The sequence below is a fragment of the Actinokineospora lacus genome (genome assembly GCF_053813445.1).
Window position 1 is genome coordinate 277,389 of sequence record NZ_JBQERA010000008.1, and the last position, 25,003, is coordinate 302,391.

The window sequence follows — 25,003 nt, forward strand, 5'->3', positions numbered from 1 at the left end:
CCCCTTTCCCGGGCGGCCTTTGTCGCGTGTGGACTCAGACGAGACCGGTCGGCAGGTCGAACACGCCCTGCTTCTGGCCTCGGGTGTGGGCGTCCCATTCGGCGAAGGTGAACCCGATCGTTCCGGCGTCGGGCCGGTTGGAGTTGCGGATAAGGACTTCGGTGTCGGTCAGCATGACTTCGACGCAGTTGTTGCCGTTGGACGAGAACTTGGTCCACACATGGGACTGGAGAGGCATCGGAGACTCGCTTCACTAGCGACCGGTGAGTTCCTCCAACATATCAACGCTCGTCAACGGGTCGAGCGCCTTCATTCGCACGTCGTCGAACTTCGTGATGGCTTCGACCACGGCCGCGTCTCGGTCGAAGAACTGCTCGCCGATGGTCGTGTCCGCACTGGCGATCTCCGGGATCGCCGAGTCGAAGGTGTAAATCGTCAAGGTGGCGCCGATGAGTTCGTGTTCGCGTGCCTGGAACGGCAGCACCTGGATGGTGATGTTCGGGTGGGTCCGGCACAGGGTGGCGACATGGCGTAGCTGGCGCCGCATCACTGTGGGGCCGCCGATGTTCTTGCGCAGAGCCGCTTCCCCTACAACGACAGACAATCGCAGCGGTGGAGGATCATCGCGGGTCAGCGTGCTCGCCAGGCTCAGTCGGAACTTCAGGCGAGTCTCCAAGACGTCGTCGGTGTGACCGGTGGGGGCCATCACCGCTCGCGCGTAGCTCTCCTCCTGTAGGACGCCGGGGAAGACCTCTGGGCTGTAGTAGCGCAAGGCGCACGCGGAGTTGATCAGGTCGGCCGCCCTTCGCTGGTGCGGCTGGATGTCGGCTCCGCCGGGCACTCTGACCAGGGCTCGGCGAGCGGCGCGGTTGACCTCGATGAGGTCGTCGGCTTGATCCTCCGGGACGCGGTAGAGCTGGAGCAGCAGTTTGAGATCACCGTGGCTGATCTTGGTGCGCCCCAGTTCGATGTTGCCAATCGTTGTGATCGTGCATCCCAGCAGTTCCGCTGCCTGCTCTCGGCTGACCCCGGATTCGAGTCGCATCCGCTTGACCGTGGCTCCGACCTGGATGCGGTCGGCAGTCCGTCGCTGTCCTGTCGCCACTATGCGCTCCATCGGGTGAACCTGTAGGTAGATGCAAGTGCATCTTCCTGTGAAGGAATAAGGTGGTGATATTAGCAGCGCTCCGCAGTTGAGTGGCTACTCTCCGACTGGAAGGACTCGATCGTGTCCTACTACGGCTTTCAGACCAGCGCTTGGCTTCGCATTGACGGCGAGTGCGCCATCGCCCATGACACGACTTCCGGCGAGGCCGAGCTCACCCTCGGTGGTCGGCAGCACGACGTGCAGATCGTGGCCAGTGAGGCTGGGCTCAACCGCCTCATCAGTGCGGCGACCGACGCCCTGACCGCGCTTCAGTCACACGGGCCCAGCGCCGCCGGGCCCACCGACACCGCTGGGTACGCGGGCAGGGACTCGACCCCCGCGTAGTCGCGGGTGCACCCCAGTTCCTCCCCGCCCAGCGTGAACACCTGGGCGTACACCGGGCACCCCTCGCCCGACGGGCAGTCGTACTGGGCGGCGATGACCTCCGGGCCGGAGTCCAGGCCCACGTTCTCCAGCCGCAGGTAGCCCGCCGTGGACAGGTACGCCAGTTCCAGCGGGCTCCACTTGTCCGAGCGGCCCACCACCACCCGGCCCGTCAACCCCTGCTCGCCCGACGCCCGGACCAGGCACGCCGAGATCGACGCGGGGTAGCACTGCAGGGCACCCGAGGGCAGCAGCGTGCCGATGTCGGTGATCTCCACGACCTGACTCACCCCGCCCTGACCGCCGATGCGCAGCCTGCCGGACGTCGCGCCCGCGTCGGCGACCAGTTCGACCAGCGTGTCGCCCAGGGTCTCGGTGCCGATGACCTGACAGGGTTCACGAAGGCAACCGTCGGCGCCGACCCCGGTGGTCGTGGTCGGCGCCGGGGGCGAGGTCGGGGTCGTCGGAACGGCGGATCTGGTCAGCGCGGCGCCACCGAGGGCACCGGCGAAGACGAGTGCGCCCAGCACTGCCGTCACCATGACTGTGCGGGGCGTGTGCCGTGCCACTGCGGCGTCACCTCCCGTCCCAGCAATACTCCGTCCAGGGGACAGTAGTGGCCGACATGTGGGGTTGCTCTCGGTTCCCGCCCGGCGGCGGGTCCGTAAACTGCCCCACAGCCCGCGAGTCAAGGAGGAACGGCGTGTCCAAGGCCCTGAGCAAGGTCCTGATCGCGAACCGGGGCGAGATCGCCGTCCGGGTCATCCGGGCCTGCCGGGACGCCGGGCTGACCAGTGTCGCGGTGTACGCCGAGCCCGACCGCGACGCGGTGTTCGCCCGGCTGGCCGACGAGGCGTTCGCACTCGGCGGCAGCACGCCCGGGGAGAGCTACCTCTCCATCGACAAGCTGCTCGACGTCGCCGCCCGCAGCGGGGCCGACGCCGTGCACCCCGGCTACGGCTTCCTCTCCGAGAACGCCGAGTTCGCCCAGGCCGTGATCGACGCCGGGCTGACCTGGGTCGGCCCCGACCCGCAGGCCATCCGCGACCTCGGCGACAAGGTGACCGCGCGGCACATCGCGATGCGCGCGGGCGCGCCGCTGGTGCCCGGCACCAAGGAGCCGGTCGGCGGTGCCGAGGAGATCGTCGCCTTCGCCGCCGAGCACGGGCTGCCCGTGGCGATCAAGGCCGCGTTCGGCGGTGGCGGGCGCGGCCTCAAGGTCGCCCGCACGCTGGAGGAGATCCCCGAGCTGTTCGACTCCGCCGTGCGCGAGGCCGTCACCGCCTTCGGGCGCGGGGAGTGCTTCGTCGAGCGGTACCTGGACAAGCCGCGCCACGTCGAGGCGCAGGTGCTGGCCGACAAGCACGGCAACGTGGTGGTCGTCGGCACCCGCGACTGCTCGCTGCAGCGCCGCCACCAGAAGCTGGTCGAGGAGGCCCCCGCGCCCTTCCTCAGCGACGAGCAGCGCGCCCAGATCCACGCCAGCGCCAAGGCCATCTGCAAGGAGGCCAAGTACTCCGGCGCGGGCACCGTGGAGTACCTGGTCGGCGTCGACGGGACGATCTCGTTCCTGGAGGTCAACACCCGTCTGCAGGTCGAGCACCCGGTCTCGGAGGAGACCACCGGCATCGACCTGGTGCGCGAGCAGTTCCGGATCGCCGCGGGCGAGGCGCTGCGGTTCACCGAGGACCCGACGCCGCGCGGGCACTCCATCGAGTTCCGGATCAACGGCGAGGACGCCGGGCGCGGCTTCCTGCCCGCCCCCGGCACCGTGACCCGCTGGATCGCCCCCGAGGGCCCCGGCGTGCGGGTGGACTCCGGGGTGGAGTCCGGCACCGTCATCGGCGGGCAGTTCGACTCGCTGCTGGCCAAGGTGATCGTCACCGGCGCCGACCGCGGCGAGGCCATGGCCCGCGCCCGCCGCGCGCTGGACGAGCTGGTGGTCGAGGGCATGGCCACGGTCACCCCGTTCCACCGCGCGATCGTGCGCGACCCGGCCTTCGCCGAGGAGTTCACCGTGCACACGCGGTGGATCGAGACCGAGTTCGACAACACGATCGAGCCGTTCACCGGCGCGGCCGACGTGCCCGAGGCCGAGGCGCGGCAGAACGTCGTGGTCGAGGTCGGCGGGCGGCGCCTGGAGGTCAGCCTGCCGGGCACGCTGTCGCTGGGCGGTGGCGCCCCGGCGGCGGCCAAGGCCAAGCCGCGCAAGCGCGCGGGCGGCAAGAGCGGGGCCGCGGTCTCCGGTGACGCGGTCGCCGCGCCGATGCAGGGCACCATCGTCAAGGTCGCGGTCGAGGACGGCGCGCAGGTGGCCGCGGGCGACCTGGTCGTCGTGCTGGAGGCGATGAAGATGGAGAACCCCGTCACCGCGCACAAGGCGGGCACCGTGACCGGGCTCAGCGTCGGGCAGGGCGAGTCGGTGACCACCGGCACGGTGATCTGCGAGATCAAGGACTGAGAGCACCCTCAGCCAGTCGTCACCGTCGTTCCGTACGATCGGTGGCGTGAGTGAGAACCCGGAGCTGCGCATCGGCGATGCCGAGCGGGAAGCCGCGCTGCGGGATCTCGGCGAGCACATGTCCGCCGGGCGGCTCACCGTCGACGAGTACGGCGAGCGCTCGGCGCACGTGGCCACCGCGCGCACCCAGGGCGAGCTGACCGCGCTGTTCGCCGACCTCCCGCAGCCCCGCCCGCGCTTCGGGCGCCCGGCCCCGCCGCCGCCCACGGCCTATCCGCACCCCCACTACCCGCAGCACCACTACCCGCCCCCGCACTACCCGGCCCTGCCGCCGAGGTCGCCCGCGCAGCGGATGGCGCAGGTCCTGCTGCCGGTGGCGGGCGTGGCGATCGTGCTGATGATGATGTTCGGGTTCCGGTTCTTCTCACCGTTCATGTTCATCCCGCTGGTGTTCCTGTTCGCCTACAGCCGCCGCAACCGCGGCTGGCGGTAGGTTGACCGGCGTGGAACCGGTGGAGATCAACGCTGGCAGGTACTACCTCCGGGCCTTGCGCGCCGATGACCGCATCGACGACCGGCCCGCCGTGGTGGCGGGCTTCACCGACCCGGTCAGCAGGCGCTGGCTGCCGCACATCGCCGTCCATGACTTGGACACCGCGGGCGTCTACATCGCCCTGCGCGCGGGCGACTGGGCCAAGGAGACGCGGTTCTCCTGGGCCGTCGCCGACCCGCTGACCGGGGACCTGCTCGGCGAGGTGCTGCTCAAGGAGCTCGACCTGGCCGCGGGCATCGGCGAGGCGGGCTGCTGGACGCACCCGAAGGCGCGCGGGCAGGGGCTGGCCGCCGAGGCGCTGGGCGCGGTCGTGCGGTTCGGGTTCGGCGCGCTGGGGCTGACGGAGATCCGCTACCGGCACGAGACGGCGAACCTCGCCTCGGCCCGGGTCGCGGAGAAGCTGGGGTTCTCCCTGGTGGGCGCCACTGACGGGACCACGACCCTGGTCTTGCGCAACGCCTGAGCCCGCCGGGGCGTTGTTCCGGGGGGAACCGGCCCGCTGTCGTGCGCGTCTGCAAAGGTGGGTCAACGGTCGAATCCGAGGATCACCACTCGATAGAGTGGGCGCACCACGGGCAGTGACGCGGGGAGGCGGACGTGCCAGCCAAGGACCACCACCTGTTATCGGTCGATCCAGGGGCCATCCCGGAGCTGCGCGGGGCGTTCCTGTCCGCGCTGAACGACCTCGACCGGCAGATCGAGCTGGCCCAGGCCGAGGTGCGGGTCGGCGCGTGGGCCAAGGACCCGGTGAGCGTGGCCGCCGCGGAGAGCGTCAACGCGCTCTCGGCCGACGTCGAGGGCGCCGCGCTCGAGGCGCTGCTGGCCTTCCGGGCCCGGCTGGACGCCGCCGTGGACAACCTCGACAAGACCGCGGAGCAGTACCGGGGCCTTGAGGACGACAACGAGGCCACCGTCACCCAGACGACCGAGGGCGGCTGATGAGCGAGCAGGCGCGCTGGCGCGGTTTCACCCACGAGGAGCTGTACCGGATGCTGCACGACGGTCCGGGGGCCGCGGCGTCGGCCGGACCGTCGCGGCGCTGGGCCGAGCTGTCCACCGTGCTCGACGAGATCGGCCACGGCCTCGGCGCGGCGCTGACCGCGGCGGGCGCGGCGTGGGTCGGGCGGGCGGCGGGCGCGGCCCACGAGCGGCTGTCCCCGATGGCGACCTGGGCGTCGGCCACCTCGGAGCACGCCGCGGAGATGCGCGTGGTCGTCGAGAACCAGGGCGACCACATCGCGCGGGCGCGCGCGGACATGCCCGCGCCCTCGGAGACCCCGGCCGTGGCGCCGGACCCGGCCGCACCGCCCGCGGCGCAGGTGGCGGGCGGGGCCACGGACCTGGAGGCCGCCGAGGCGGCGTCCTCGGCCGGGGAGCAGCGCGCGGTCGAGGTGATGGCCGCCTACGAGCTCAGCACGACGCAGAACCTGGCCGGGCTCACCGCCTTCGCCGTTCCCGGTGAGGTGCGCCGCGAGGGGTCGGTGCACCGGGGCCGCGGCGAAGGCGTGCGGCACGGGACTCAGCTGTCCAGTGTGGACTCGCATGGCCGGTCGGACCACGGCGGGCACCGCTCGCACGGGCACGGGGGTCCCCACGGCGGTGTCCACGTCCGCGAGAGCGGCGGCGTGAACTTCGGCCACACCGCCGGGTCCTCGGCGTCCCCGGCCATCGCGCCGCGACCGCAGCCGCAGCCGATGGCCCCCGGCATCCAGAGCGGGGCCGCCGCGGTGTCCCAGGGCGTCTTCGGCGCCCCCATGGCGCTGGGCGCGCCGGTCCCGCGCTCGGACGACCGCGACCGCGCGCGCCGCGCGCCCGCCACCCCCGCGGCGGGCAACTCGGCGGGCCACTCGGGTGGGTCCGTCGACGCGGGCGACCGCCTGGGGCACAACAACTCCCAGGCCGCGACCGGCCCGGTGCCGCCGGGCACGCCGATGGCCCCCGGGCACGCCACGGGCGCCCCGGTCGGCGCGGCGGGCGCGGGCGGGCAGGCCGACAAGCTCGCCATGCGCCGCTTCGGCGCGGAGGCGATCGGCTCCAGCCAGTGGTTCGCCGACAGCGGTGACGCCACCCCGGTGCGCTCGGTCAGCGGCCGACGCCGGGACCTGGGCTCGACGGAGAACATGACCGAGAACGTCACGGTCGACGGCGAGGACCACCTCCTCCCGCCCCCGGTGATCGGCGGCTGAAACCTGACCGCGCGGCTGGGCGCCGCCACCTGCCCGAGCATGTAAAGCATCTTTGACATCATGTCAGGTGTGCTTTACATTCATGGCATGGCGTACGAGCACAAGAGCGCGTGGATCATGGCCGTGATCGCGGTCGTGGGCTATGCCGGGTACCTGGTCGTCGTCCTGGGCGGAGCCGGGGCCACCCCGCTGGTCGAGGTGGCGTACGTGGCGCCCATGCTGTGGACGATGGGGCTGGCGATCGTCGGCTCGATCGTGGTCCACATCGTGGTGGGGATGTTCGCGCCCAAGGACACCGGCAAGGACCAGCGGGACCGGGAGATCAGCCGCTTCGGCGACCACGTCGGACAGTCCTTCCTGGTCATCGGGGCGCTGGCCGGGCTGGTCATGGCGCTGGCCGAACTCGACCACTTCTGGATCGCCAACGCGCTCTTCCTCGGCTTCCACCTCTCGGCGCTGCTGGGCTCGGTGGCCAGGATCTTCGCCTACCAGCGGGGTTTCCCGTGGTGACCAAGGTGACCAACTCGATCCGCGCCCTGCGCTTCGCCCACGGCCAGATGACCCAGGCCGAGCTGGCCGAGCGCGTCGGGGTGACCCGGCAGACCGTCATCGCCATCGAGCAGGGGCGGTACTCGCCCTCCCTGGAGATGGCCTTCCAGATCGCCCGCGCGTTCGGCGTCGCGCTCGACGACGTCTTCCAGTACCCGGAAGGGGAAAGACCATGAAAGCGATCACCCAGGACAGATACGGCGAGGCCGAGGTGTTGGCCTTCGCCGACACCGACAGGCCCGCCACCGGCCCGGACGACGTGCTCGTGCGGGTGCACGCCGCCCCCGTCGACCAGGGCGTCTGGCACACCGTCAGCGGCCTGCCGTACCTGATCCGCCTGGCGGGCTACGGGTTCCGCGCGCCCAAAGTGACCGTGCCCGGCATGAACCTCGCCGGGACCGTCGAGGAGGTCGGCGCCAATGTCACCCGGTTCGCCAAGGGCGACAGAGTGTTCGGCACCTGCCAGGGCGCCTACGCCGAGTTCGCCTGCGCCGACGTCATCGCGCCCATGCCCGCCAACGTCACCTTCGAGCAGGCCGCCACCGTCCCCACCGCCGCCTGCACCGCCCTGCAAGGCTTGCGCGACAAGGGGAAGATTCGCCAAGGGCAGCACGTCCTGGTCATCGGCGCGGCAGGCGGCGTCGGGACGTTCGCGGTGCAGCTGGCCAAGGCCTACGGCGCCACCGTCACCGGCGTGTGCAGTACGTCCAAAGTGGACTTGGTGCGGACGCTGGGCGCCGACCACGTCATCGACTACACCGCCGAGGACATCACCGGCCGCTACGACCTGATCCTCGACACGGCGGGCCACCGCCCGCTGAGCACCCTGCGCCGCGCCCTGAACCCCAAGGGGACGCTCGTCATCGTCGGCAGCGAGACGGGCGGCCGGTGGACCGGCGGCGTGGGCCACGCGCTGCGCGCGATGCTGCTCTCACCGTTCGTCGGGCACACCCTGACCGCGATGATGCAGACCGACCGCGTCGCCGACCTCGAACTCCTGCGGGACCTCATCGAGCAGGGCAAGGTCACCCCGGTCATCGACCGGACCTTCCCGCTCAGCGACGCGGCCACCGCCCTGCGCCACATTCGCGAGAACCACGCCCGCGGCAAGGTCGTCCTGACCGTCCAGGCGCCGTGATCCCAGGCGCCGGTGATCCCCAGGCATCTGTGATTACCAGACGCCCGTGATCCCTAGGCGACGGTGAACCCGGCCGCGACCTCCGCGAAGATCCCGGAGCGCGCCGAGTCCTCCTGGTCGGTCGGCACCGTCAGCGACACCACCCACAGGTCGTCGCCACGCGGGACGACGTCGGCGAAGGTGACCCTGGTCAGGTCCGGCACCGGACCGCCGGGGGTGTCCTTCACGGACTCCACCGTCCGGTAGGTCAGCCGCAGCCCGGACTCGCCCAGCGGCGTCGAGCCCACCAGCCGGTACGCCGGGGCGCGCGCGGCCAGGAACCTCAGGTACTGCTCGATCTCGTGCTGGGGGAAGAAGGCCGGGAACCGCTCGACCACGATGGCCGACGCGCCGTCCTGGGCCACCCAGTGCACCCGGGCGCTGTTGGGCAGGGGCTCGGCGGCCCGGTGCTCCACGAACTTGGCCCACTCCGCGGGCACCGGCACGGAGAACGCGCCGCCCTGCTCGCCCGCCAGCGTCGAGGCGTCGGCGCCGCGCACCACCAGCTCGGTGACCGGGGCGGACGGCGGCGGCGGCGGGGCGGTCGAGGCGCGCGGCAGCACCGGCTCGCCGCCGACCACCCTGGCCAGGGCGAAACCGCCCGCGGCCCCCGCGGTGAACAGCAGCGCCGCGACCAGGGTGAGCACGGCGGCGGCGAGCACGCCGCGGCTGCGCACGGGCGGGGTGAACGGCAGCGGGCCGGGGGCCACCGCCAGCGGCGCGCTGGCCTCGCCCGGGGGCTCCGGCGGCGCGGGCGCGGGCCGGGTCACCACGGTCTCGGCGTCCTCGGCCGAGGTCTTCAGCGCGGCGAACACCGAGGTCCCCGGCGCCGGGTGCAGCGGGTGCAGCAGCTGGCGGACCCGCTGCAGGGTGATCCGGGCGTCCGGGTCCTTCACCATCAGCCCGGTGATCACCTCGCGCAGCGGCCCCTCCACCGCGGGGATCGGCGCCTCGTCGTCGACGACCCGGTTCAGGGTCTCCAGCACGGGCGCGTCCGGGTCGTAGGGCGCGCGGCCCTCGACCGCGGCGAACAGCGTCGCCCCCAGCCCCCACAGGTCCGCCGCCGGGCTGACCCGGCCCCCGGAGACGACCTCGGGGGCGATGTAGGCGGGCGAGCCGAGCATCACCCCGGAGTGGGTCAGGGTGTGCTCGGAGACGTTGCGGGCGATGCCGAAGTCGGTCAGCTTCACCGTGCTGTCGGTGCCGACGAGCACGTTGCCCGGCTTGACGTCGCGGTGGGTGATCCCGGCGGCGTGCGCGGCGAGCAGGCCCGCGGCCACCGCCGAGCCGATCACCGCGGCCTGCACCTCCGTGCACGGGCCGTTGAGCCGCAGGATCTGGGCCAGGCTCAGCGCCTGGACGTACTCCATGACCACGAACGGCTCGTCGCCCTCGCGGACCACGTCGTGCAGGATCACCACGTTCGGGTGGGCCAGCGCGGCGATCGCCCGCGCCTCGCGCAGGGTGCGCTCGCGCAGCTCGGCGGCCTCGGCGTCGGAGACCCCCGGCGACAGCCGGACCTCCTTGACCGCCACCCTGCGGCGCAGGTGCTCGTCGTAGGCCGACCACACCAGGCCCATCGAGCCCTGGCCGAGGAGCCCGCGCAGGCGGTAGCGCCCCGCGATGAGGCGCTGTTCGGCATCCGTGGTCGACACGGGCGCCATTCTCCCTGATGGGGACCGCCGCTGGTGGGCAAGGCCACAGACCGCTGAATCGTGAACGGCGATTAGCCTCACAACCCGACGTGGTCGAGGTTTCCGTAGCATCGCGGGGCATGACATCCACCGAGCCGGAGGCGCTCTCGCTGGCGGGCGAGCACCCCTCGGCGACCCGCGCGCAGTGGCGGGACCTGGTCGCCGGCGTGCTGCGCAAGTCCGGCGCGGTGCCCGATGACCGGCCGGTCGAGACGCTGATCGCGAGCACCACCTACGACGGCATCGACATCGCCCCGCTCTACACCGCCGAGGACACCGCCCCGCCCGCCGGGCTGCCCGGCCTGCCGCCCTACACCCGCGGCGCCCGGCCCGACGGGCACGTGCGCACCGGCTGGGACGTGCGGGCCCGCCACCTCGACCCGGCCACGACCGGCGCCGCCGTGCTGGCCGACCTGGAGAACGGCGTCAGCTCGCTGTGGCTGGTCGCGGGCACCTCCGGCATCCCGGTCACACGGCTGGGCGAGGTGCTCGCCGACGTCTACCTCGACCTCGCGCCGGTCACCCTGGAGGCGGGGCCCGAATTCCGCGAAGCCGCCGCCGAGCTGCTGCGCGTGCACGCCGACAAGGGCGTCCCCGCCGCCGAGGTGCGCGGCAACCTGGGCGCCGACCCGATCGGCCACCAGGCGCGGACGGCCGAGACCGCCGACCTCGACGCCGCCGCCGCGCTCGCGCTGGACGCCGCGGAGTACCCGAACCTGCGGGTGATCACAGTGGACGGCCTGCCGTACCACGCCGCGGGCGGCTCCGACGCCCAAGAGCTGGGCGCGGCCGTCGCCGCGGGCGTGGCCTACCTGCGGGCCCTCACCGACGCGAGCCTGGACGTCGGGCGGGCCGCGGGGCTGCTGGAGTTCCGCCACGCCGCGACCGCCGACCAGTTCCTCACCATCGCCAAGCTGCGCGCGGCCCGCAGGCTGTGGGCGCGGGTCGGCGAGGTGGCCGGGTTCACCGCGCCGCAGCGCCAGCACGCCGTCACCGCCACCGCGATGCTGACCCGCCGCGACCCGTGGGTGAACCTGCTGCGCGCCACCCTGGGCTGCTTCGGCGCCGGGATCGGCGGGGCGGACGCGGTCACCGTGCTGCCCTTCGACACCGCCATCGGCCTGCCCGACGCCTTCGCCCGGCGGATCGCGCGCAACACCCAGTCGGTGCTGCTGGAGGAGTCGCGGCTGGCCGGGGTGATCGACCCGGCGGGCGGCTCCTGGTACGTCGAGCGGCTGACCGACGACCTGGCCCGCGCCGCGTGGGCGTGGTTCACCGAGATCGAGCGCGCGGGCGGGATCGTCGCCGCGCTCGGGTCCGGCCTGGTGGCCGAGCGGCTCGCGGCGACGTGGGCGGCCCGACAGGACAGCCTCGCCCACCGGGTCGACGCGCTGACCGGCGTCAGCGAGTTCCCGAACCTGGCCGAGAAGCCCGTCGAGCGCCCGGCGGCCCCGGCCGCGCCGTCCGGCGGGCTGCCCGTGCACCGCTACGCCGAGGACTACGAGGAGCTGCGCGACCGCTCCGACCGGGTGCTCGCCGAGACCGGCGCGCGGCCCCGGGTCTTCCTGGCCACGCTGGGACCGGTCGCCGCGCACACCGCGCGGGCCACCTTCGCGGCGAACCTGTTCCAGGCGGGCGGGTTCGAGACCCCCGACGCGGGCGCCGCCGACCCGTCCTCGCTCGCCGCGCGCTTCGCCGAGAGCGGCGCCGGGATCGCCTGCCTGTGCGCCTCGGACAAGACCTACGACGCGCAGGCGGGCGCGGCCGTCGCGGCGCTGCGCGAGGCGGGCGCGCGCAAGGTCCTGCTGGCGGGCAAGCCGTCCCCGGAGTACGAAGTGGACGGATTCGTGCACGCGGGCTGCGACGCGCTCGGCATCCTCCGCCAGACCTGCGACGACCTGGGAGTCCCGGCATGAGCATCCCCGACTTCGGCGCCGTCGAGCTGGGCGAGCCCGGCCCGGCCGACCCGGCCGCGTGGGCGGCGGCGCTGCACGAGGCCACCGGCAAGGGCGCCGACGCGCTGGCCTGGGAGACCCCGGAGGGCATCGCGGTCAAGCCGGTCTACACCGGCGACGACCTCGCGGGCCTGGACTTCCTCGACACCTACCCGGGCATCGCGCCGTTCCTGCGCGGGCCGTACCCGACGATGTACGTCAACCAGCCCTGGACGATCCGCCAGTACGCCGGGTTCTCCACCGCCGAGGAGTCCAACGCCTTCTACCGGCGCAACCTCGCCGCGGGCCAGAAGGGCCTGTCGGTGGCCTTCGACCTGGCCACCCACCGCGGCTACGACTCCGACCACCCGCGCGTGGCGGGCGACGTCGGCATGGCGGGCGTCGCCATCGACTCCATCTACGACATGCGCACCCTCTTCGACGGCATCCCGCTGGACAGGATGAGCGTGTCCATGACCATGAACGGCGCGGTGCTGCCGGTCCTGGCGCTCTACGTCGTCGCCGCCGAGGAGCAGGGGGTGGCCCCGGAGCGGCTGACCGGGACCATCCAGAACGACATCCTCAAGGAGTTCATGGTCCGCAACACCTACATCTACCCGCCGCGGCCGTCGATGCGGATCATCTCCGACATCTTCGCCTATACCTCGGCGCACATGCCCAAGTACAACTCCATCTCCATCTCCGGCTACCACATGCAGGAGGCCGGGGCGACCGCCGACCTGGAGCTGGCCTACACGCTGGCCGACGGCGTGGAGTACATCCGGGCCGGGCGCGGCGCCGGTCTGGACGTCGACACGTTCGCGCCACGGCTGTCGTTCTTCTGGGCGATCGGCATGAACTTCTTCATGGAGGTCGCGAAGATGCGCGCGGCGCGTCTTCTGTGGGCCAAGCTGGTGAAGGGGTTCGAGCCGCGGTCGGCCAAGTCACTGTCGCTCAGGACGCACTGCCAGACCTCGGGCTGGTCGCTGACCGCCCAGGACGTCTACAACAACGTGATCCGCACCTGCGTGGAGGCGATGGCCGCCACCCAGGGGCACACCCAGTCCCTGCACACCAACGCCCTGGACGAGGCCCTGGCGCTGCCGACGGACTTCTCCGCGCGGATCGCCCGCAACACCCAGCTGGTGCTCCAGCAGGAGTCGGGCACCACGCGGGTCATCGACCCGTGGGGCGGCAGCGCGTTCGTCGAGCGGCTGACCGCGGACCTCGCGGCGAAGGCGTGGGGGCACATCACCGAGGTCGAGGCCGCGGGCGGGATGGCGCGGGCCATCGACGCGGGCCTGCCCAAGCTGCGCATCGAGGAGGCCGCCGCGCGCACGCAGGCGCGGATCGACTCCGGGCGCCAGCCGGTGATCGGGGTCAACAAGTACCGGCTCACCGAGGACGAGCAGATCGACGTGCTGAAGGTCGACAACGCCGGGGTGCGCGCGCAGCAGGTCGAGAAGCTGCGGCGGCTGCGCGAGGAGCGCGACCCCGCCGCCGTCGAGAGCGCGCTGCACGCGCTGACCAAGGCCGCCGACAGCACCGGCAACCTGCTGGAGCTGGCGATCAGCGCCGCCCGCGCGAAGGCGACCGTCGGGGAGATCTCCGACGCGCTGGGCAAGGTCTGGGGGCGCCACGCCGCGCAGATCCGTACGATCTCCGGGGTGTACCGCGACGAGGTCGGCAATTCCTCCACTGTGGACTCGGCGCGGGCCGTGGTGGACGCCTTCGCCGAGGAGGAGGGCCGCCGCCCGCGCATCCTGGTGGCCAAGATGGGCCAGGACGGGCACGACCGCGGCCAGAAGGTGATCGCCACCGCGTTCGCCGACCTGGGCTTCGACGTGGACGTGGGCCCGCTGTTCTCCACCCCCGCCGAGGTGGCCCGCCAGGCGGTCGAGGCCGACGTGCACGTCGTCGGGGTGAACTCGCTGGCCGCCGGGCACCTGACCCTGGTGCCGTCGCTGCGCGCCGAGCTGGCCGGGCTGGGCCGCGACGACATCATGATCGTCGTCGGCGGCGTCATCCCGCCCCAGGACTACGACGCCCTGCGCGACGCGGGCGCCTCGGCGATCTTCCCGCCCGGCACGGTGATCGCCGACGCCGCCGCCGAGCTGCTGCGCAAGCTGGCCGAGCGGCACGGGCACTCGCTTGGGTAGGCGGATCGACGTCGGCGAGTACGCCAAGGGCGTGCTCGCGGGCGACCGGGGGCTGCTGTCCCGGGCGATCACCCTGGTGGAATCGCGCAGGGCCGATCACCGGGAGCTGGCCCAGGAGCTGCTGGTCGAGCTGCTGCCGCACGCGGGCGGGGCGCACCGGGTCGGCGTCACCGGCGTGCCCGGGGTGGGGAAGTCGACGTTCATCGACACCCTGGGCACCAACCTGACCGCGTCCGGGCGGCGGGTGGCGGTGCTCGCCGTCGACCCGTCCTCGACCCGCACGGGCGGCTCGATCCTGGGCGACAAGACCCGGATGTCGCGGCTGGCGGTGGACCCGGCGGCGTTCATCCGCCCGTCGCCCACCTCCGGCACGCTCGGCGGCGTGGCGAAGGCGACCCGGGAGACCATCGTGCTGATGGAGGCCGCCGGGTACGACACGGTGCTGGTGGAGACCGTCGGCGTCGGGCAGTCGGAGACGACCGTGGCCAACATGGTCGACTGCTTCCTGTTCCTGACCCTGGCCCGCACCGGCGACCAGCTGCAGGGGATCAAGAAGGGCGTGCTGGAGCTGGCCGACGTCATCGCCGTCAACAAGGCCGACGGCGACCACGCCCGCGAGGCCCAGAAGGCCGCCCGCGAACTCGCCTCCGCCCTGCGCCTCATGCGCAACCCCGAGGCGTCCTGGCAGCCGCCGGTCCTGACCTGCAGCGGTGCGGAGAACCTCGGCCTGGACGCGCTGTGGGAGCAGGTCGAGCTGCACCACAGCACGCTGTCGTCCTCGGGCGAGCTGGCGGAGAAGCGCCGCCGCCAGCAGGTCGACTGGACCTGGGCGATGGTCCACGACACGCTGCTGGCCCGGCTGCGCGAGCACCCGGCCGTGCGCGGCGCCGCCCCGGACCTGGAGCGCCAAGTCCGCGCGGGGGAACTCACCGCGACCTTGGCCGCCGAGCGGATACTGCGGCTGTTCGGTGACAGTGCATGACCGGATGACTACCCTGGAGACGATCACCCACCCCCACCTGGAGGTCGCGTGTCCCGGCTGCTGACCGCAGTGCTCCTCGGCCTCACCGTGCTGGGCTCCGTGCTGCTCGGGCCCACCGCGCCCGACGCCACCGCCCAGACAGCTTCGGCGCAGACAGCTTCGGCGCGGTCAGCTGTGGTCCAGATGGTCGCGGCCCAGACGGTCGCGGCCCAGCCGAGCACCGCGCCGCCCGGACCCGCCTTGAACCAGCCCTCCGAGCAGGACCAGGCCGACTCCCGGCACAAAATCGTCATCGCGGTGATCGCGATAGCCCTTCTGGGCGTGGTCTATTACGGCAACCGGGTGCGCCGCAAGCGCGCGAAGGGCTGATCCACGCGGTTCGTCGGAGCCGGAGCACCGATCGTCTTGATCAACAGAACAGTCGGGGCGAAGAGCGCCGGCCGCTCACCGCTTCGACCGTGCCGTCTGACCGACGAGCAAGCAAACCGGCGGCGGTGTCAGCACCGCATGGTGCACTATTGACCGCAAATGAGGACCGGAAGCGCGTTTGAGCAGGTCAGTGGAGGGGTCGCGTGACAGTGTTGGATTCGCGGCCCGACATACCCGCCGACCCCAACAGGGGCGTCCGTGGGGGTAGAGGGGCCGATTCCGCCGTGCTGATCACGCCCACGGGCGTCACTATGCCCCCTGTGGAGGATCTCGGTGCCGGGCGCGGACCGGCGTGGCTCGACGACTGGCTCACGGCCAACACCGCCGACGTGCTCGCCTGGTTCCGCCACATCCACGCCAACCCGGAGCTCTCCCGCCGGGAGTTCGCCACCACCGAGCTGGTGGCGGGGCTGCTCAAGTCCTTCGGCCTGCAACCGGAGCTGCTGCCCGGCGGCACCGGCCTGATCTGCGACATCGGCACCGGCGAGCGCTGCATCGCCCTGCGCGCCGACCTCGACGCCCTCCCGATGACCGAGGACACCGGCCTGCCGTACGCCTCGGAGTCCCCCGGCGCCGCGCACACCTGCGGGCACGACGCCCACACCACGATCCTGCTGGCCACCGGCATCGCGCTGGCCTCGGGCCCGCCGCTGCCCGGCCGCATCCGGCTGGTGTTCCAGCCCGCCGAGGAGGTCATGCCCGGCGGCGCGCTGGAGGTCATCGACGCGGGCGGGCTCGACGGCGTGGAGCGCATCTTCGGCCTGCACTGCGACCCGCGCGTCGAGGTCGGCCGGGTCGGCACCCGGGTCGGGGCCATCACCTCGGCCGCCGACCTGCTGGAGCTGCGGCTCACCTCCCCCGGCGGGCACACCTCCCGCCCGCACCTGACCGCCGACCTGATCCACGCGCTGGGCTCGGTCGTCACCGGCCTGCCCGCCCTGCTCTCGCGCCGCGTCGACCCGCGCTCGGGCACGGTGCTGGTGTGGGGCGCGGTGCACGCGGGCGAGGCGCCCAACGCCGTGCCGCAGGAGGGTGTCCTGCGCGGGACGCTGCGCACCGGCGACCACGACGTGTGGATTGGCCTGGAGCCGCTGGTCGCGGGCCTGGTCCAGGCCCTGCTGGCGCCGACCGGGGTGGGCTTCGAGCTGCAGCACCGCCGCGGCGTGCCGCCGGTGATCAACGAGCGCGAGAGCACCCAGATGCTGCGCACGGCCATCGAGAACGCCCTGGGCGAGGACGCGCTGGCGGGCACCAAGCAGTCCTCCGGCGGCGAGGACTTCGGCTGGTACCTCGAGCACATCCCCGGCAGCTTCATGCGCCTGGGCGTGTGGCCGGGCGACGGCCCGATGCGCGACCTGCACCAGCCCACCTTCCAGCTGGACGAGCGGGCCCTGCTGGCGGGCATCCGCGTCATGACCCACACCGCGCTCGCCGCGCTGGACGCCACCCCGCAGAACGACTGACCGGCGCCGGGAACCGGGGCGCGTTCTCCGCCGTCCAACGGTTGTCCGGAGTCTGTCCGGCGGCGACGATCCCGCGGAGGTGGCGATGGGTGCCGATCACCGGGCCCAGGTCGACGAGCTGCTCGCGGGCTACCGGCGCAGCCGCGACCACCTCGCGGAGGTCCAGCGGGCACTGGGAGCCGTGGGGGAGTCCGCCACGAGCGCGTGCGGCTCGGTGACCGCGACCGTCTCAGCACACGGCGACCTGACCCGGCTCGACCTCCGCGACGACGCCTACCAGCGCTACCGGCCCACGGAGTTGGCGCGGGTCATCGTCGAGGCCGTGGCCTCGGCAGGCGCGCGCGCCTCCCGAGCGGCGGACGAGATCATGGCACCGGTCCTGCCCGCGGGTACCGACCCAGCGGCGCTGCGCCGGGGAATGGCGGACCTGCGCCCGGACGAAGTGACCACGCCCGCGTCGGCACCCGCGTCGGCCTCGGCATCGGTGGAGGAGTTCGACTTCGAGCGCGCCACCTGGCTGCAGTCCGACCGGCAGGGAGGCTCGTGATGGCTGAGGGATTCCGCGCCGACGCCGAGCGGCTGGCTGGGCGGGTCGGGGAGTTCGCCGACCTGGCCGAGCGGGCCGGGGCGATCCACCGGGAGCTGGCCGACCGGCTGGCCGCCGTGGGGGAGTGCTGGGGGGCCGACCGGGTTGGGGAGAGCTTCGCGGGCGCGCACCTCGGGCCCGCCGAGGCGACGCTGGGAGAGTTGGGCGCGCTGTCGGGCAGGCTCGCCGACGTCGGCGGGCGCTTCGCCGACACGGCCCGGGGGTATGCCGATGGCGAGGCCGCCAACGTCCGCGGCCTCCAGGCGTCCGGGGAGTAGCGGCACATGGGAATCGAACTGCCCGCCGAACTCGCCGACGTCGCCGCGGCCGCCGGGGTCGCCTGGCCCGAGGCCGACGAGGACCGCATGCGCGAGGCGGCCCAGGCCTGGCGCGAAGCCGCCGCCCGCATGGGCGCGCTCACCGGCGAGGCCGACGCCACCGCCAGCGCCGCCCTGGGCGCCATCGAGGGCGAGACGGCCGACGCCGCCCGCGCGCACTGGTCGGGATTCGTCGGCGCGGACACCGGCCACCTCACCATGACCGCCCGCGGCTGCCTCGCCGCCGCCGACCGCCTCGACCGCGCCGCCGACCAGGTGGGCGCCGCCAAGGTGGAGATCGTCCGCAACCTGGTCGACCTGGCCCGCAACGCCGACGCCGCCGCGGTCTCGGGCGCGCCCGCTGCCCTGCTGGGCCTCGACACGGCGATCGCGGCGACCGCCGCCAACGTGGGCGTGGTGACCGAGACGCTGGTCGGCGCGGTCACCCCCACCGGCCCCGACATCGGCGCCGCGCACCCGGTGGCCACCGCCAACCCCGGGTCACCCCCACCGGTTCCGTCGAGCGGCTTGGGCGCACTCGTCGGCGGCGTCCCCGGGACTCCTGGATCAGGTGGCGTGACCGACGCCGTCGGCGGTCCTCGCGGCCTGACCGACGCGGCCACCGGGAACAGCGGACTGGTCTCGGCCATCGGGAACACGGTCGGCGGCCCGGGTGGGCTGACCGAGACCGTCGGCAAGACAGTCGGTGGCCCCGGCGGACTGCCCGATGCCGTGAGCGGCGCGGTTCGAGCGCCTGATGGCCTGGTGTCCGCTGTGGGCAATGCGGCAGGCGGCCCCGCTGGGTTGACCGATGCCGTGGGCAACGCGGCTCGTGGTCCTGCTGGGTTGACGGATGCCGTGGGCAACGCGGTGGGCGGGTCCGGCGGGTTGACCGATGCTGTCGGGAAGGCGCTCGGTGGGCCGAGTGGGCTGACCGACGCCGTGAGCAATTCGGTGACCGGCCTCGGTGGGCTGACCGATGCGGTGGGCAGCGCGGTGCGCGGGCCTGATGGCCTGGTGTCCGCTGTGGGCAACGCAGTCGGTGGGCCCGCTGGATTGACTGACGCGATTGGGCAAGCGGTCGGTGGGCACGGCGGCCTGACAGACGCCGTGGGCAACGCGGTCGGCGGGCCGGGTGGGTTGACGGACGCCGTGGGGAATGCGGTGGGTGGTCCTGCTGGGTTGACCAATGCCGTGGGCAACGCGGTTGGCGGGTCCGGTGGGCTGGCGGATGCGGTGGGGAATGCGGTCGGTGGGTCGACTGATACTGGTGGAAAGGCGGCTGGTGGGCCTGGGTTGGCCGATGGCGTGGGCACTGTGGTTGGTGGGTCTGGTGGGCTGACCGACACGGTTGGCTCTGTGGCTGGTGGGGTGGCCCCCGTGGTCGACCAGGCGTCGGGTGGTGCCGGTGGCTCGGTGGCCGAGCCGGGTTCGGGAGTGGGGCTTGGTGGTCTGACGGACGGGTCCGCGCTGGGCGAGATGGACATGCCCACGCCGCCCTCGGGGATGCCGGTGCCGGACGCCGTGCACGCGGCGTCGGCCGCGGTGCTCGACGCGCCTGCCGCGTCGGCGGCGCCGGGGGCTGGTTCCGGGCTGCCTGGGGTGCAGGCCGCGCCTTCCGGGCAAGGCCAGGGTGCGGTGCCCGGGCAGGGAATCGCGCCAGGGCAAGGCGGCGGGGCGTCTGGGCCGTCACTGGGCGGAGGTGCCGCGCTGCCGGGGCCGCGCGCCCAGTCCGGCGGACCGGTTCGCGCCGACCTGCCGCTCGCCGACTCCCGATCCGCTGACTCCCGATCCACCGAGTCCCGGTCTGCCGACTCCCGATCAACTGACTCCCGATCCGGGGACCGTGGTGGGGAAAACCGTGGCGATCAGCGGGCCAAGGCCGCGGCGGGCGACGCGCCCGGCTCGGTGCCCGGACCGTCCGTTGTGGACTCTGCGGTACCCGCCGACAGCGCTGATGACGAGACGCCCGCCTCCGGGTTCGGGATGGCGGTGCCCTTCGGCGGCGCGCTCCTCGGTGGGGCGCTCGGGGGTGGGGCGCTCGGTGGTCATTCCGCTGGGCAGGCGCCCGCCCCGCACCACCCGCCGACCACACCGCCGAGCAGGCCCGCCCCCGGCGGCGGCCCGGTCTTCGGGATGCCCGTCACCCCCTGGCACGATCCCCAGTCCGGCGGGGGCCAGTTGACGCGGCTGCCCGGGGTCTTCGCCGGGGCGTCCATCGGGGACTCCGTCGGCCGGGACTCCCTGGCGCTGTTCCTGCTGCACCTGTTCCCCATCGGCCACCTGCCCGTGGCCGCCGACGAGCCGCACACCCAGCTGCCCGCCCCGCAGGCCGAGGTGGACTACGCCGCGGGCCTGCGCTTCCCCCCGGACGACCACCCCGACGCCCAGCTCGTCGACGCCACCACCCTCACCGCCGTGACCAGCTCTGAGGGCGTCGACGCCGAGCACCTGGCCGAGGGCTACGACCCGCTCGGCGGCCTGCACGAGCGCGACTGGGACCGGCGGTTCCTCGTCCGCCCCGCCGACGAGGCCGCCAGCGCCGAGTACGCCTGGCCGCCCGGCGAGCAGTACCCGGAGGGCGGGGCCGCCGAGGGCGAGCCGGACGTGCTCGCCCCGGGCACCACAGTGGACCGTCTCGGCACCCCGGAGGGCCGGGTGTTCGCCGCCGACGAGACCCCCTTCGCCGCCCGCTCCCTGCCGCCGGACCACCTGGCCGCCGGGCTGCGCCGCTACCGCGTGGCGCGCCCGCTGCCGGTCTGGCGGGCGGCGTCGGCGCCGTGGTTCGCGCAGCGGGGCGGGGGAGCGCGGCTGCGGGCGACGCGCTCGGCGGTGGAGCTGGTGGCGCTGGGGTACCTGGTCGAGATCACGGAGGACGGGCAGTGAACACCGAATCGATCGCCGAGTGGCTGCGCGCGGTCGGCGTGCCCGACCAGGTCGTCTCCATCGGCGCGGAGGTCGACAACACCTGGTGCCTGCTGCGCGACCCCGCCGGGGACGCCTGGGAGGTGTTCTGGCGCGAGCAGGGCAACCGCTACGACTGGGCGCGCTTCAGCAGCGAGCAGGTCGCCTGCCACTACCTGTTCGGGCGGCTGGTCTGGTCGCAGGTGGTCCGCGGCGCGGTCGGGGTGCTGCCCTCAGCGGCGAAGTAGGGCCAGCGCGGACTCGTGCAGCAGGCCGTTGGTCGACAGCGCGGAACCGCCCTCGAAGCTCGGTAGGCCGGTCAGGTCGGTGAACCGCCCGCCCGCCTCCTCGACGATGATCTGCACGGCGGCGACGTCCCACGGGTTGACGATCGCCTCGGCGGCCACATCGATCGCGCCCTCGGCGACGAGGCAGTGCTGCCAGAAGTCGCCGAAGGCCCGGTTCTCCCAGCACGCGTCCACCAGGTCCAGGTACTGCTCCCGCGAGTGGTGCTCGACCCAGGACCCCAGGTGCGTGGTCGACACGTAGGCATCCGCCAGGGTGGTGACCCCGGAGACCGCGATCGGCGCCGAGGCCCCCCCGGCCGAGGCCCACGCCCCGGCGTCCTTGGCGGCCCACCAGCGCCGCCCCAGCGCGGGGGCGCTCACCACGCCCACCACGGGCGCGCCGTTGTCCACCAGGGCGATCAGCGTCGCCCACGCGGGCACGCCGCGCAGGAAGTTCTTGGTGCCGTCGATGGGGTCCAGCACCCACGCCCGGCCCGAGCCGATGATCCCCCCGCGCTCCTCGCCCGCCACCGCGTCGTCGGGGAACCGCTCGGCGATCATCGCCCGGACGGCGTCCTCCACGGCGGTGTCGGCGTCGGTCACCGGGGTGCGGTCCGGTTTGCGGGTCACCACCAGATCGCGTGCCCGGAAGCGGGAGACGGTGATCGCGTCGGCCGCGTCGGCGAGTGCGATGGCGAAGTCGAGGTCGCTTGACACGCCCGAGATCGTGTCACGCCTACGCTGAGGGGTGTGAGCGTGGTGCTACTGGCCGAGGACGACACCGCCATCGCCGAACCGCTGTCCCGGGCGCTGCACCGGGAGGGCTACCAGGTGGTGGTCGTCGGCGACGGCCACCGCGCGCTGGAGCTGGCCAGCGCGGGCGGCCTCGACATTCTGGTGCTCGACCTCGGCCTGCCCGGCCTGGACGGCCTGGACGTCTGCCGCAGGCTGCGCGCGGCCGGTCGGGGCATCCCGGTGCTGATGCTCACCGCGCGCGCCGACGAGGTGGACTTCGTCGTCGGCCTGGACGCGGGCGCCGACGACTACGTCGCCAAGCCCTTCCGGCTGGCCGAGCTGCTGGCCCGCATCCGGGCGCTGCTGCGGCGCCAGGCGCCGGGCGCGATCGACGTCAACGGGGTGCGGATGGACCTGGCCGGGCGGGTGGTGACCGTCGACGGCGTCGAGATCAACCTGGCGAACAAGGAGTTCGAGCTGCTGCGGGTGCTGATCCAGCGCGCCGGGCAGGTCGTGACCCGCGAGGAGATCCTGTCCGAGGTGTGGAGCGCCCCGGAGCTGAAGGGCAGCAAGACCCTGGACATGCACATGTCGTGGCTGCGCCGCAAACTCGGCGACGTCGGCCCGCGCGCGGCCGAGCGGCGCATCGCCACCGTGCGGGGCGTCGGCTTCCGGTTCAACGCCGACTGACGTGCGCCGCCGCATCCTCCTGGCGATCATGCTCGCGGTGCTGGTCACCGCGTGCTCCCTGGGCATCCCCCTGGGCTACACGGCGTTGCAGGTCGTGGAGAGCCTGACCCGCGAGGACCTCGCGGCCCGAGCCCAGCAGATCGCGGCGATCCTCGACGACGAGATCGCCAACGGCCGCCGCGTCGACCTGCAGAAGGTCGCCATCGCCGTGCCGCAGGACGGCAGGCTGGAGGTGACCCTGCCCCGGCAGGGCCAGCGCGTCCTCGGCCCGGAGCCGACGGTGGCCACGGTGGCCGAGCAGGTGCCGATGGTGCAGCAGGGCACGGTGCGCCTGTCGGTGCCCGCCGGGCCGATGCGCACCCGGCAGACCCAGGTCGCCGCGCTCGTCGCCCTGGTGATCGTCCTGACCGTCGGGGTCGGCGCGGCCGTGGCGATGGTCACCGCGCGGCGCATCGCGCGTCCGCTGCGCCACGTCGCCGACCGCGCGACCCGGCTCGGCGCGGGCGACTTCCGCCTCGACAACACCCGCTACGACCTGGCCGAGCTGGACATGGTGGCCGAGGCCCTCGACGCGTCGGCGACCGCGCTGGCCCTGCTCATCCAGCGGGAGCGCGACCTCGTCGGCGATGTGTCCCACCAGCTGCGCAGCAGGCTCACCGCGCTGCAGCTGCGGCTGGAATCCCTTGGGGGCGCCTCCGACGAGGAGACCGCCGCCGACGCCCGCGCGGCCCTCGGCCAGGCCGAGCGGCTCGGCGAGGTCCTCGACGAGCTCCTCGCCGCCGCCCGCGCGGCCCGCTCCGGCGGCGCCGAGCCGGTGGACCTGGCCCGCGAGCTCACCGCCATCGCCGAGGAGTGGCGCAAGCCGCTGCGCGTGGAAGGCCGATCGCTGCGGCTGCGGCTGCACCCGAACCTGATCGTGCGCGCCACCCCGGGCAGGCTCCGTGAGGCGATCGGCGTGCTGCTGGACAACGCCCTGCGCCACGGCGGCGGGACGGTCACGCTCACGGCCCGCTCCAGCGGGGAGACGGTGGTGGTGGAGGTCGTCGACGGCGGGCCGGGGGTGCCCGACGAGCTGGCGCAGCACATCTTCGACCGGGGCGTGTCCGGGGCGGGGTCGACCGGGCTCGGCCTGGCGCTGGCCAGGGCGCTGATCGACTCCGACGGCGGTCGGCTGGAGCTGTCCACGGCGCGCCCCGCGACGTTCTCGGTGTTCCTGCGGGTGCCAAGGGCCGGGGACGTGGCCGGGGTGGACTGGCCCGCCGAGCGCTCGCCGCGCTAGCCGCTAGCCGTAGTTGCGCTGCTCGCGGAGCTGGTCGGGGAAGACCCACTTGCGGAAGCCCCAGAACCGGAAGCCGGTGGCCAGCAGCATGCCGATGATCGAGCCGCTGATGAAGTCGGCGCTCTCCTGCACCAGCAGGCTCACGTGCGGGATCTCCAGGTCCAGGACGTAGCGGGAGATGTAGGGCGGGATCAGGTTGATCACCACACCGCAGCCGCTGAACAGGAAGAACAGCGCGGCCTCGTGGTGGCGCTCGCGCCCGCCCCTGGTGCGGAAGGACCACTCGCGGTTGAGCACGTAGGACACGATGGTGGCGATGATCACCGCGATCGCCTTGGCGGTGATCGGCTTGTCCTCCAGGACGGTGAACTTCAGCACGTACCAGATCGTGTTGTCGATGATGAACGTCGTCCCGCCGACGATGGCGAACTTCAGCAGCTCCCGGTGCTTGAGCAGCACGCCCCGAAGCGGAGCGGGCACCAGGTTGAGGACGGTTTCGACAACGGACACCGCCGCAGTCTACGGAAAACGTGCCTTCTAAGCGGCGCGCTCAGTGGGCCGGGTCACCGTCCGCAGGCGGGCGAGGCGGGCGTCGGCCTGCGGGAACACCCACTTCTTGAACGCCCACCAGCGGAACACCATCGCCAGCAGCGTGCCGAGGACGATCCCGGAGGCGAAGTCGGCGACCTCCTGGGTCAGCCGCGAGACGTCCGGGGTCCGCAGGCGCAGCAGGTAGCGGGAGGCGGCCAGCGGCGCGGAGTTGATCGCCACGCCGATGCCGCTGATCAGGAAGAACAGCGCGGCCTCGTGGGGGCGCTCCCGGCCGCCACGGGTGCTGAAGGACCATTCGCGGTTGAGCACGTAGGACACGATCGTCGCCACGATGACGGCGATGGCCAGCGCGGTCACCGGGTTCTCGGTGAGCACGGTCAGCTTGAGCGTGTAGTTCACCGCGTTGGTGACCACGAAGCAGACCGCCCCCACGATGGCGAACCGCAGCAGTTCGCGGTGCTTGGTGAGAGCGGCCCGGACCGGCTCCGGCAGACGGGCCAGCACGGTCTCGACAACGGCCATGTGGGCGGAGTCT

General features: G+C 73.2%; 26 protein-coding genes. 19 read left to right on the plus strand and 7 right to left on the minus strand.

Features of this window, described 5'->3' with window-relative positions:
- Window positions 1-34 precede the first annotated feature (34 nt).
- The 3 genes from ACTG9Q_RS21690 to ACTG9Q_RS21700 all read right to left on the minus strand — a co-directional run bounded on the left by ACTG9Q_RS21690 (window position 35) and on the right by ACTG9Q_RS21700 (window position 2,061).
- Window positions 35-238, minus strand: coding sequence for a DUF397 domain-containing protein (locus ACTG9Q_RS21690; protein ID WP_455574665.1), 204 nt, complete (start codon window positions 236-238; stop codon window positions 35-37).
- A gap of 15 nt (window positions 239-253) precedes the next feature.
- Window positions 254-1,117: a helix-turn-helix domain-containing protein gene (locus ACTG9Q_RS21695; protein ID WP_455574666.1), complete on the minus strand. Its 864-nt coding sequence runs from the start codon at window positions 1,115-1,117 to the stop codon at window positions 254-256.
- Window positions 1,118-1,416: 299 nt separating this feature from the next.
- The gene (locus ACTG9Q_RS21700) at window positions 1,417-2,061 is read right to left on the minus strand and encodes a hypothetical protein (RefSeq protein ID WP_455574667.1); all 645 of its coding nucleotides are present in this window, start codon (window positions 2,059-2,061) and stop codon (window positions 1,417-1,419) included.
- A 173-nt stretch (window positions 2,062-2,234) separates the two neighbouring features.
- Between ACTG9Q_RS21700 and ACTG9Q_RS21705 the strand changes: the two genes are divergently transcribed.
- The 8 genes from ACTG9Q_RS21705 to ACTG9Q_RS21740 all read left to right on the plus strand — a co-directional run bounded on the left by ACTG9Q_RS21705 (window position 2,235) and on the right by ACTG9Q_RS21740 (window position 8,418).
- Window positions 2,235-3,992 carry an acetyl/propionyl/methylcrotonyl-CoA carboxylase subunit alpha gene (locus ACTG9Q_RS21705; protein WP_455574668.1) on the plus strand — a complete coding sequence of 586 codons (1,758 nt, stop codon included), beginning with the start codon at window positions 2,235-2,237 and terminating at the stop codon, window positions 3,990-3,992.
- A gap of 46 nt (window positions 3,993-4,038) precedes the next feature.
- Complete coding sequence (locus ACTG9Q_RS21710; protein ID WP_455574669.1) at window positions 4,039-4,485, plus strand: DUF1707 SHOCT-like domain-containing protein; 447 nt, start codon at window positions 4,039-4,041, stop codon at window positions 4,483-4,485.
- 10 nt (window positions 4,486-4,495) lie between these two features.
- Window positions 4,496-5,008, plus strand: a complete 513-nt coding sequence (locus ACTG9Q_RS21715) for a GNAT family N-acetyltransferase (protein WP_455574670.1) — start codon at window positions 4,496-4,498, stop codon at window positions 5,006-5,008.
- Between the two features lie 134 nt (window positions 5,009-5,142).
- Window positions 5,143-5,484, plus strand: a complete 342-nt coding sequence (locus tag ACTG9Q_RS21720; protein WP_455574671.1) for a transcriptional regulator — start codon at window positions 5,143-5,145, stop codon at window positions 5,482-5,484.
- Window positions 5,484-6,731 carry a PPE domain-containing protein gene (locus ACTG9Q_RS21725; protein ID WP_455574672.1) on the plus strand — a complete coding sequence of 416 codons (1,248 nt, stop codon included), beginning with the start codon at window positions 5,484-5,486 and terminating at the stop codon, window positions 6,729-6,731. The genes ACTG9Q_RS21720 and ACTG9Q_RS21725 overlap by 1 nt, the downstream gene beginning before the upstream one ends.
- An 87-nt stretch (window positions 6,732-6,818) precedes the next feature.
- Window positions 6,819-7,241, plus strand: coding sequence for a hypothetical protein (locus tag ACTG9Q_RS21730; protein WP_455574673.1), 423 nt, complete (start codon window positions 6,819-6,821; stop codon window positions 7,239-7,241).
- Window positions 7,238-7,456, plus strand: coding sequence for a helix-turn-helix transcriptional regulator (locus ACTG9Q_RS21735; protein WP_455574674.1), 219 nt, complete (start codon window positions 7,238-7,240; stop codon window positions 7,454-7,456). Before ACTG9Q_RS21730 ends, ACTG9Q_RS21735 begins: the two co-directional genes overlap by 4 nt.
- Window positions 7,453-8,418 carry an NAD(P)-dependent alcohol dehydrogenase gene (locus ACTG9Q_RS21740; RefSeq protein WP_455574675.1) on the plus strand — a complete coding sequence of 322 codons (966 nt, stop codon included), beginning with the start codon at window positions 7,453-7,455 and terminating at the stop codon, window positions 8,416-8,418. Before ACTG9Q_RS21735 ends, ACTG9Q_RS21740 begins: the two co-directional genes overlap by 4 nt.
- 53 nt (window positions 8,419-8,471) lie before the next feature.
- On the opposite strand, the gene ACTG9Q_RS21745 is transcribed toward ACTG9Q_RS21740, so the two are convergent.
- Complete coding sequence (locus ACTG9Q_RS21745; RefSeq protein WP_455574676.1) at window positions 8,472-10,121, minus strand: serine/threonine-protein kinase; 1,650 nt, start codon at window positions 10,119-10,121, stop codon at window positions 8,472-8,474.
- A gap of 110 nt (window positions 10,122-10,231) precedes the next feature.
- Here ACTG9Q_RS21745 and ACTG9Q_RS21750 point away from each other — a divergent pair, with 110 nt between their 5' ends.
- The 9 genes from ACTG9Q_RS21750 (at window position 10,232) to ACTG9Q_RS21790 (ending at window position 21,173) form a co-directional block, all read left to right on the plus strand.
- A complete protein-coding gene (locus ACTG9Q_RS21750; RefSeq protein ID WP_455574677.1) occupies window positions 10,232-12,067 on the plus strand; it encodes a methylmalonyl-CoA mutase family protein in 1,836 nt (611 codons plus the stop codon).
- Complete coding sequence (scpA, locus tag ACTG9Q_RS21755) at window positions 12,064-14,244, plus strand: methylmalonyl-CoA mutase (protein WP_455574678.1); 2,181 nt, start codon at window positions 12,064-12,066, stop codon at window positions 14,242-14,244. The genes ACTG9Q_RS21750 and scpA overlap by 4 nt, the downstream gene beginning before the upstream one ends.
- Entirely contained in the window at window positions 14,237-15,226 is a 990-nt protein-coding gene (meaB, locus tag ACTG9Q_RS21760; RefSeq protein ID WP_455574679.1) for a methylmalonyl Co-A mutase-associated GTPase MeaB, read from the plus strand. Before scpA ends, meaB begins: the two co-directional genes overlap by 8 nt.
- 48 nt (window positions 15,227-15,274) lie before the next feature.
- Window positions 15,275-15,595, plus strand: coding sequence for a hypothetical protein (locus ACTG9Q_RS21765; RefSeq protein WP_455574680.1), 321 nt, complete (start codon window positions 15,275-15,277; stop codon window positions 15,593-15,595).
- Window positions 15,596-15,798: 203 nt separating this feature from the next.
- Window positions 15,799-17,118, plus strand: a complete 1,320-nt coding sequence (locus ACTG9Q_RS21770; protein ID WP_455574681.1) for an amidohydrolase — start codon at window positions 15,799-15,801, stop codon at window positions 17,116-17,118.
- Window positions 17,119-17,203: 85 nt separating this feature from the next.
- Window positions 17,204-17,665 (plus strand): YbaB/EbfC family nucleoid-associated protein, encoded by a 462-nt coding sequence (locus ACTG9Q_RS21775; protein WP_455574682.1) that lies wholly within the window; start codon window positions 17,204-17,206, stop codon window positions 17,663-17,665.
- The gene (locus ACTG9Q_RS21780; protein WP_455574683.1) at window positions 17,665-17,982 is read left to right on the plus strand and encodes a hypothetical protein; all 318 of its coding nucleotides are present in this window, start codon (window positions 17,665-17,667) and stop codon (window positions 17,980-17,982) included. Before ACTG9Q_RS21775 ends, ACTG9Q_RS21780 begins: the two co-directional genes overlap by 1 nt.
- 6 nt (window positions 17,983-17,988) lie before the next feature.
- Entirely contained in the window at window positions 17,989-20,907 is a 2,919-nt protein-coding gene (locus tag ACTG9Q_RS21785; protein ID WP_455574684.1) for a glycohydrolase toxin TNT-related protein, read from the plus strand.
- Window positions 20,904-21,173 (plus strand): hypothetical protein, encoded by a 270-nt coding sequence (locus tag ACTG9Q_RS21790; RefSeq protein WP_455574685.1) that lies wholly within the window; start codon window positions 20,904-20,906, stop codon window positions 21,171-21,173. The genes ACTG9Q_RS21785 and ACTG9Q_RS21790 overlap by 4 nt, the downstream gene beginning before the upstream one ends.
- On the opposite strand, the gene hisN is transcribed toward ACTG9Q_RS21790, so the two are convergent.
- Window positions 21,159-21,929, minus strand: a complete 771-nt coding sequence (hisN, locus tag ACTG9Q_RS21795; protein WP_455574686.1) for a histidinol-phosphatase — start codon at window positions 21,927-21,929, stop codon at window positions 21,159-21,161. The genes ACTG9Q_RS21790 and hisN overlap by 15 nt on opposite strands.
- Window positions 21,930-21,962: 33 nt before the next feature.
- Between hisN and ACTG9Q_RS21800 the strand changes: the two genes are divergently transcribed.
- Both ACTG9Q_RS21800 and ACTG9Q_RS21805 read left to right on the plus strand, forming a co-directional pair.
- A complete protein-coding gene (locus ACTG9Q_RS21800; RefSeq protein WP_455574687.1) occupies window positions 21,963-22,637 on the plus strand; it encodes a response regulator transcription factor in 675 nt (224 codons plus the stop codon).
- A 1-nt stretch (window position 22,638) separates the two neighbouring features.
- Window positions 22,639-23,916, plus strand: coding sequence for a sensor histidine kinase (locus tag ACTG9Q_RS21805; protein WP_455574688.1), 1,278 nt, complete (start codon window positions 22,639-22,641; stop codon window positions 23,914-23,916).
- A 3-nt stretch (window positions 23,917-23,919) separates the two neighbouring features.
- Here ACTG9Q_RS21805 and ACTG9Q_RS21810 read toward each other — a convergent pair whose 3' ends face one another.
- A complete protein-coding gene (locus ACTG9Q_RS21810; protein WP_455574689.1) occupies window positions 23,920-24,426 on the minus strand; it encodes a GtrA family protein in 507 nt (168 codons plus the stop codon).
- 27 nt (window positions 24,427-24,453) lie between these two features.
- The gene (locus tag ACTG9Q_RS21815; RefSeq protein WP_455574690.1) at window positions 24,454-24,990 is read right to left on the minus strand and encodes a GtrA family protein; all 537 of its coding nucleotides are present in this window, start codon (window positions 24,988-24,990) and stop codon (window positions 24,454-24,456) included.
- Window positions 24,991-25,003 lie beyond the last annotated feature (13 nt).

Bases quoted from the DNA above. Each gene is read 5' to 3' on its own strand.
- ACTG9Q_RS21730 (WP_455574673.1), top strand. From the start codon at position 6,819: ATGGCGTACGAGCACAAGAGCGCGTGGATCATGGCCGTGATCGCGGTC.
- ACTG9Q_RS21780 (WP_455574683.1), top strand. From the start codon at position 17,665: ATGGCTGAGGGATTCCGCGCCGACGCCGAGCGGCTGGCTGGGCGGGTC.
- scpA (WP_455574678.1), top strand. From the start codon at position 12,064: ATGAGCATCCCCGACTTCGGCGCCGTCGAGCTGGGCGAGCCCGGCCCG.
- ACTG9Q_RS21745 (WP_455574676.1), bottom strand. From the start codon at position 10,121: ATGGCGCCCGTGTCGACCACGGATGCCGAACAGCGCCTCATCGCGGGG.
- ACTG9Q_RS21775 (WP_455574682.1), top strand. From the start codon at position 17,204: ATGGGTGCCGATCACCGGGCCCAGGTCGACGAGCTGCTCGCGGGCTAC.
- ACTG9Q_RS21750 (WP_455574677.1), top strand. From the start codon at position 10,232: ATGACATCCACCGAGCCGGAGGCGCTCTCGCTGGCGGGCGAGCACCCC.
- ACTG9Q_RS21815 (WP_455574690.1), bottom strand. From the start codon at position 24,990: ATGGCCGTTGTCGAGACCGTGCTGGCCCGTCTGCCGGAGCCGGTCCGG.
- ACTG9Q_RS21695 (WP_455574666.1), bottom strand. From the start codon at position 1,117: ATGGAGCGCATAGTGGCGACAGGACAGCGACGGACTGCCGACCGCATC.
- ACTG9Q_RS21740 (WP_455574675.1), top strand. From the start codon at position 7,453: ATGAAAGCGATCACCCAGGACAGATACGGCGAGGCCGAGGTGTTGGCC.
- ACTG9Q_RS21785 (WP_455574684.1), top strand. From the start codon at position 17,989: ATGGGAATCGAACTGCCCGCCGAACTCGCCGACGTCGCCGCGGCCGCC.
- ACTG9Q_RS21690 (WP_455574665.1), bottom strand. From the start codon at position 238: ATGCCTCTCCAGTCCCATGTGTGGACCAAGTTCTCGTCCAACGGCAAC.
- ACTG9Q_RS21725 (WP_455574672.1), top strand. From the start codon at position 5,484: ATGAGCGAGCAGGCGCGCTGGCGCGGTTTCACCCACGAGGAGCTGTAC.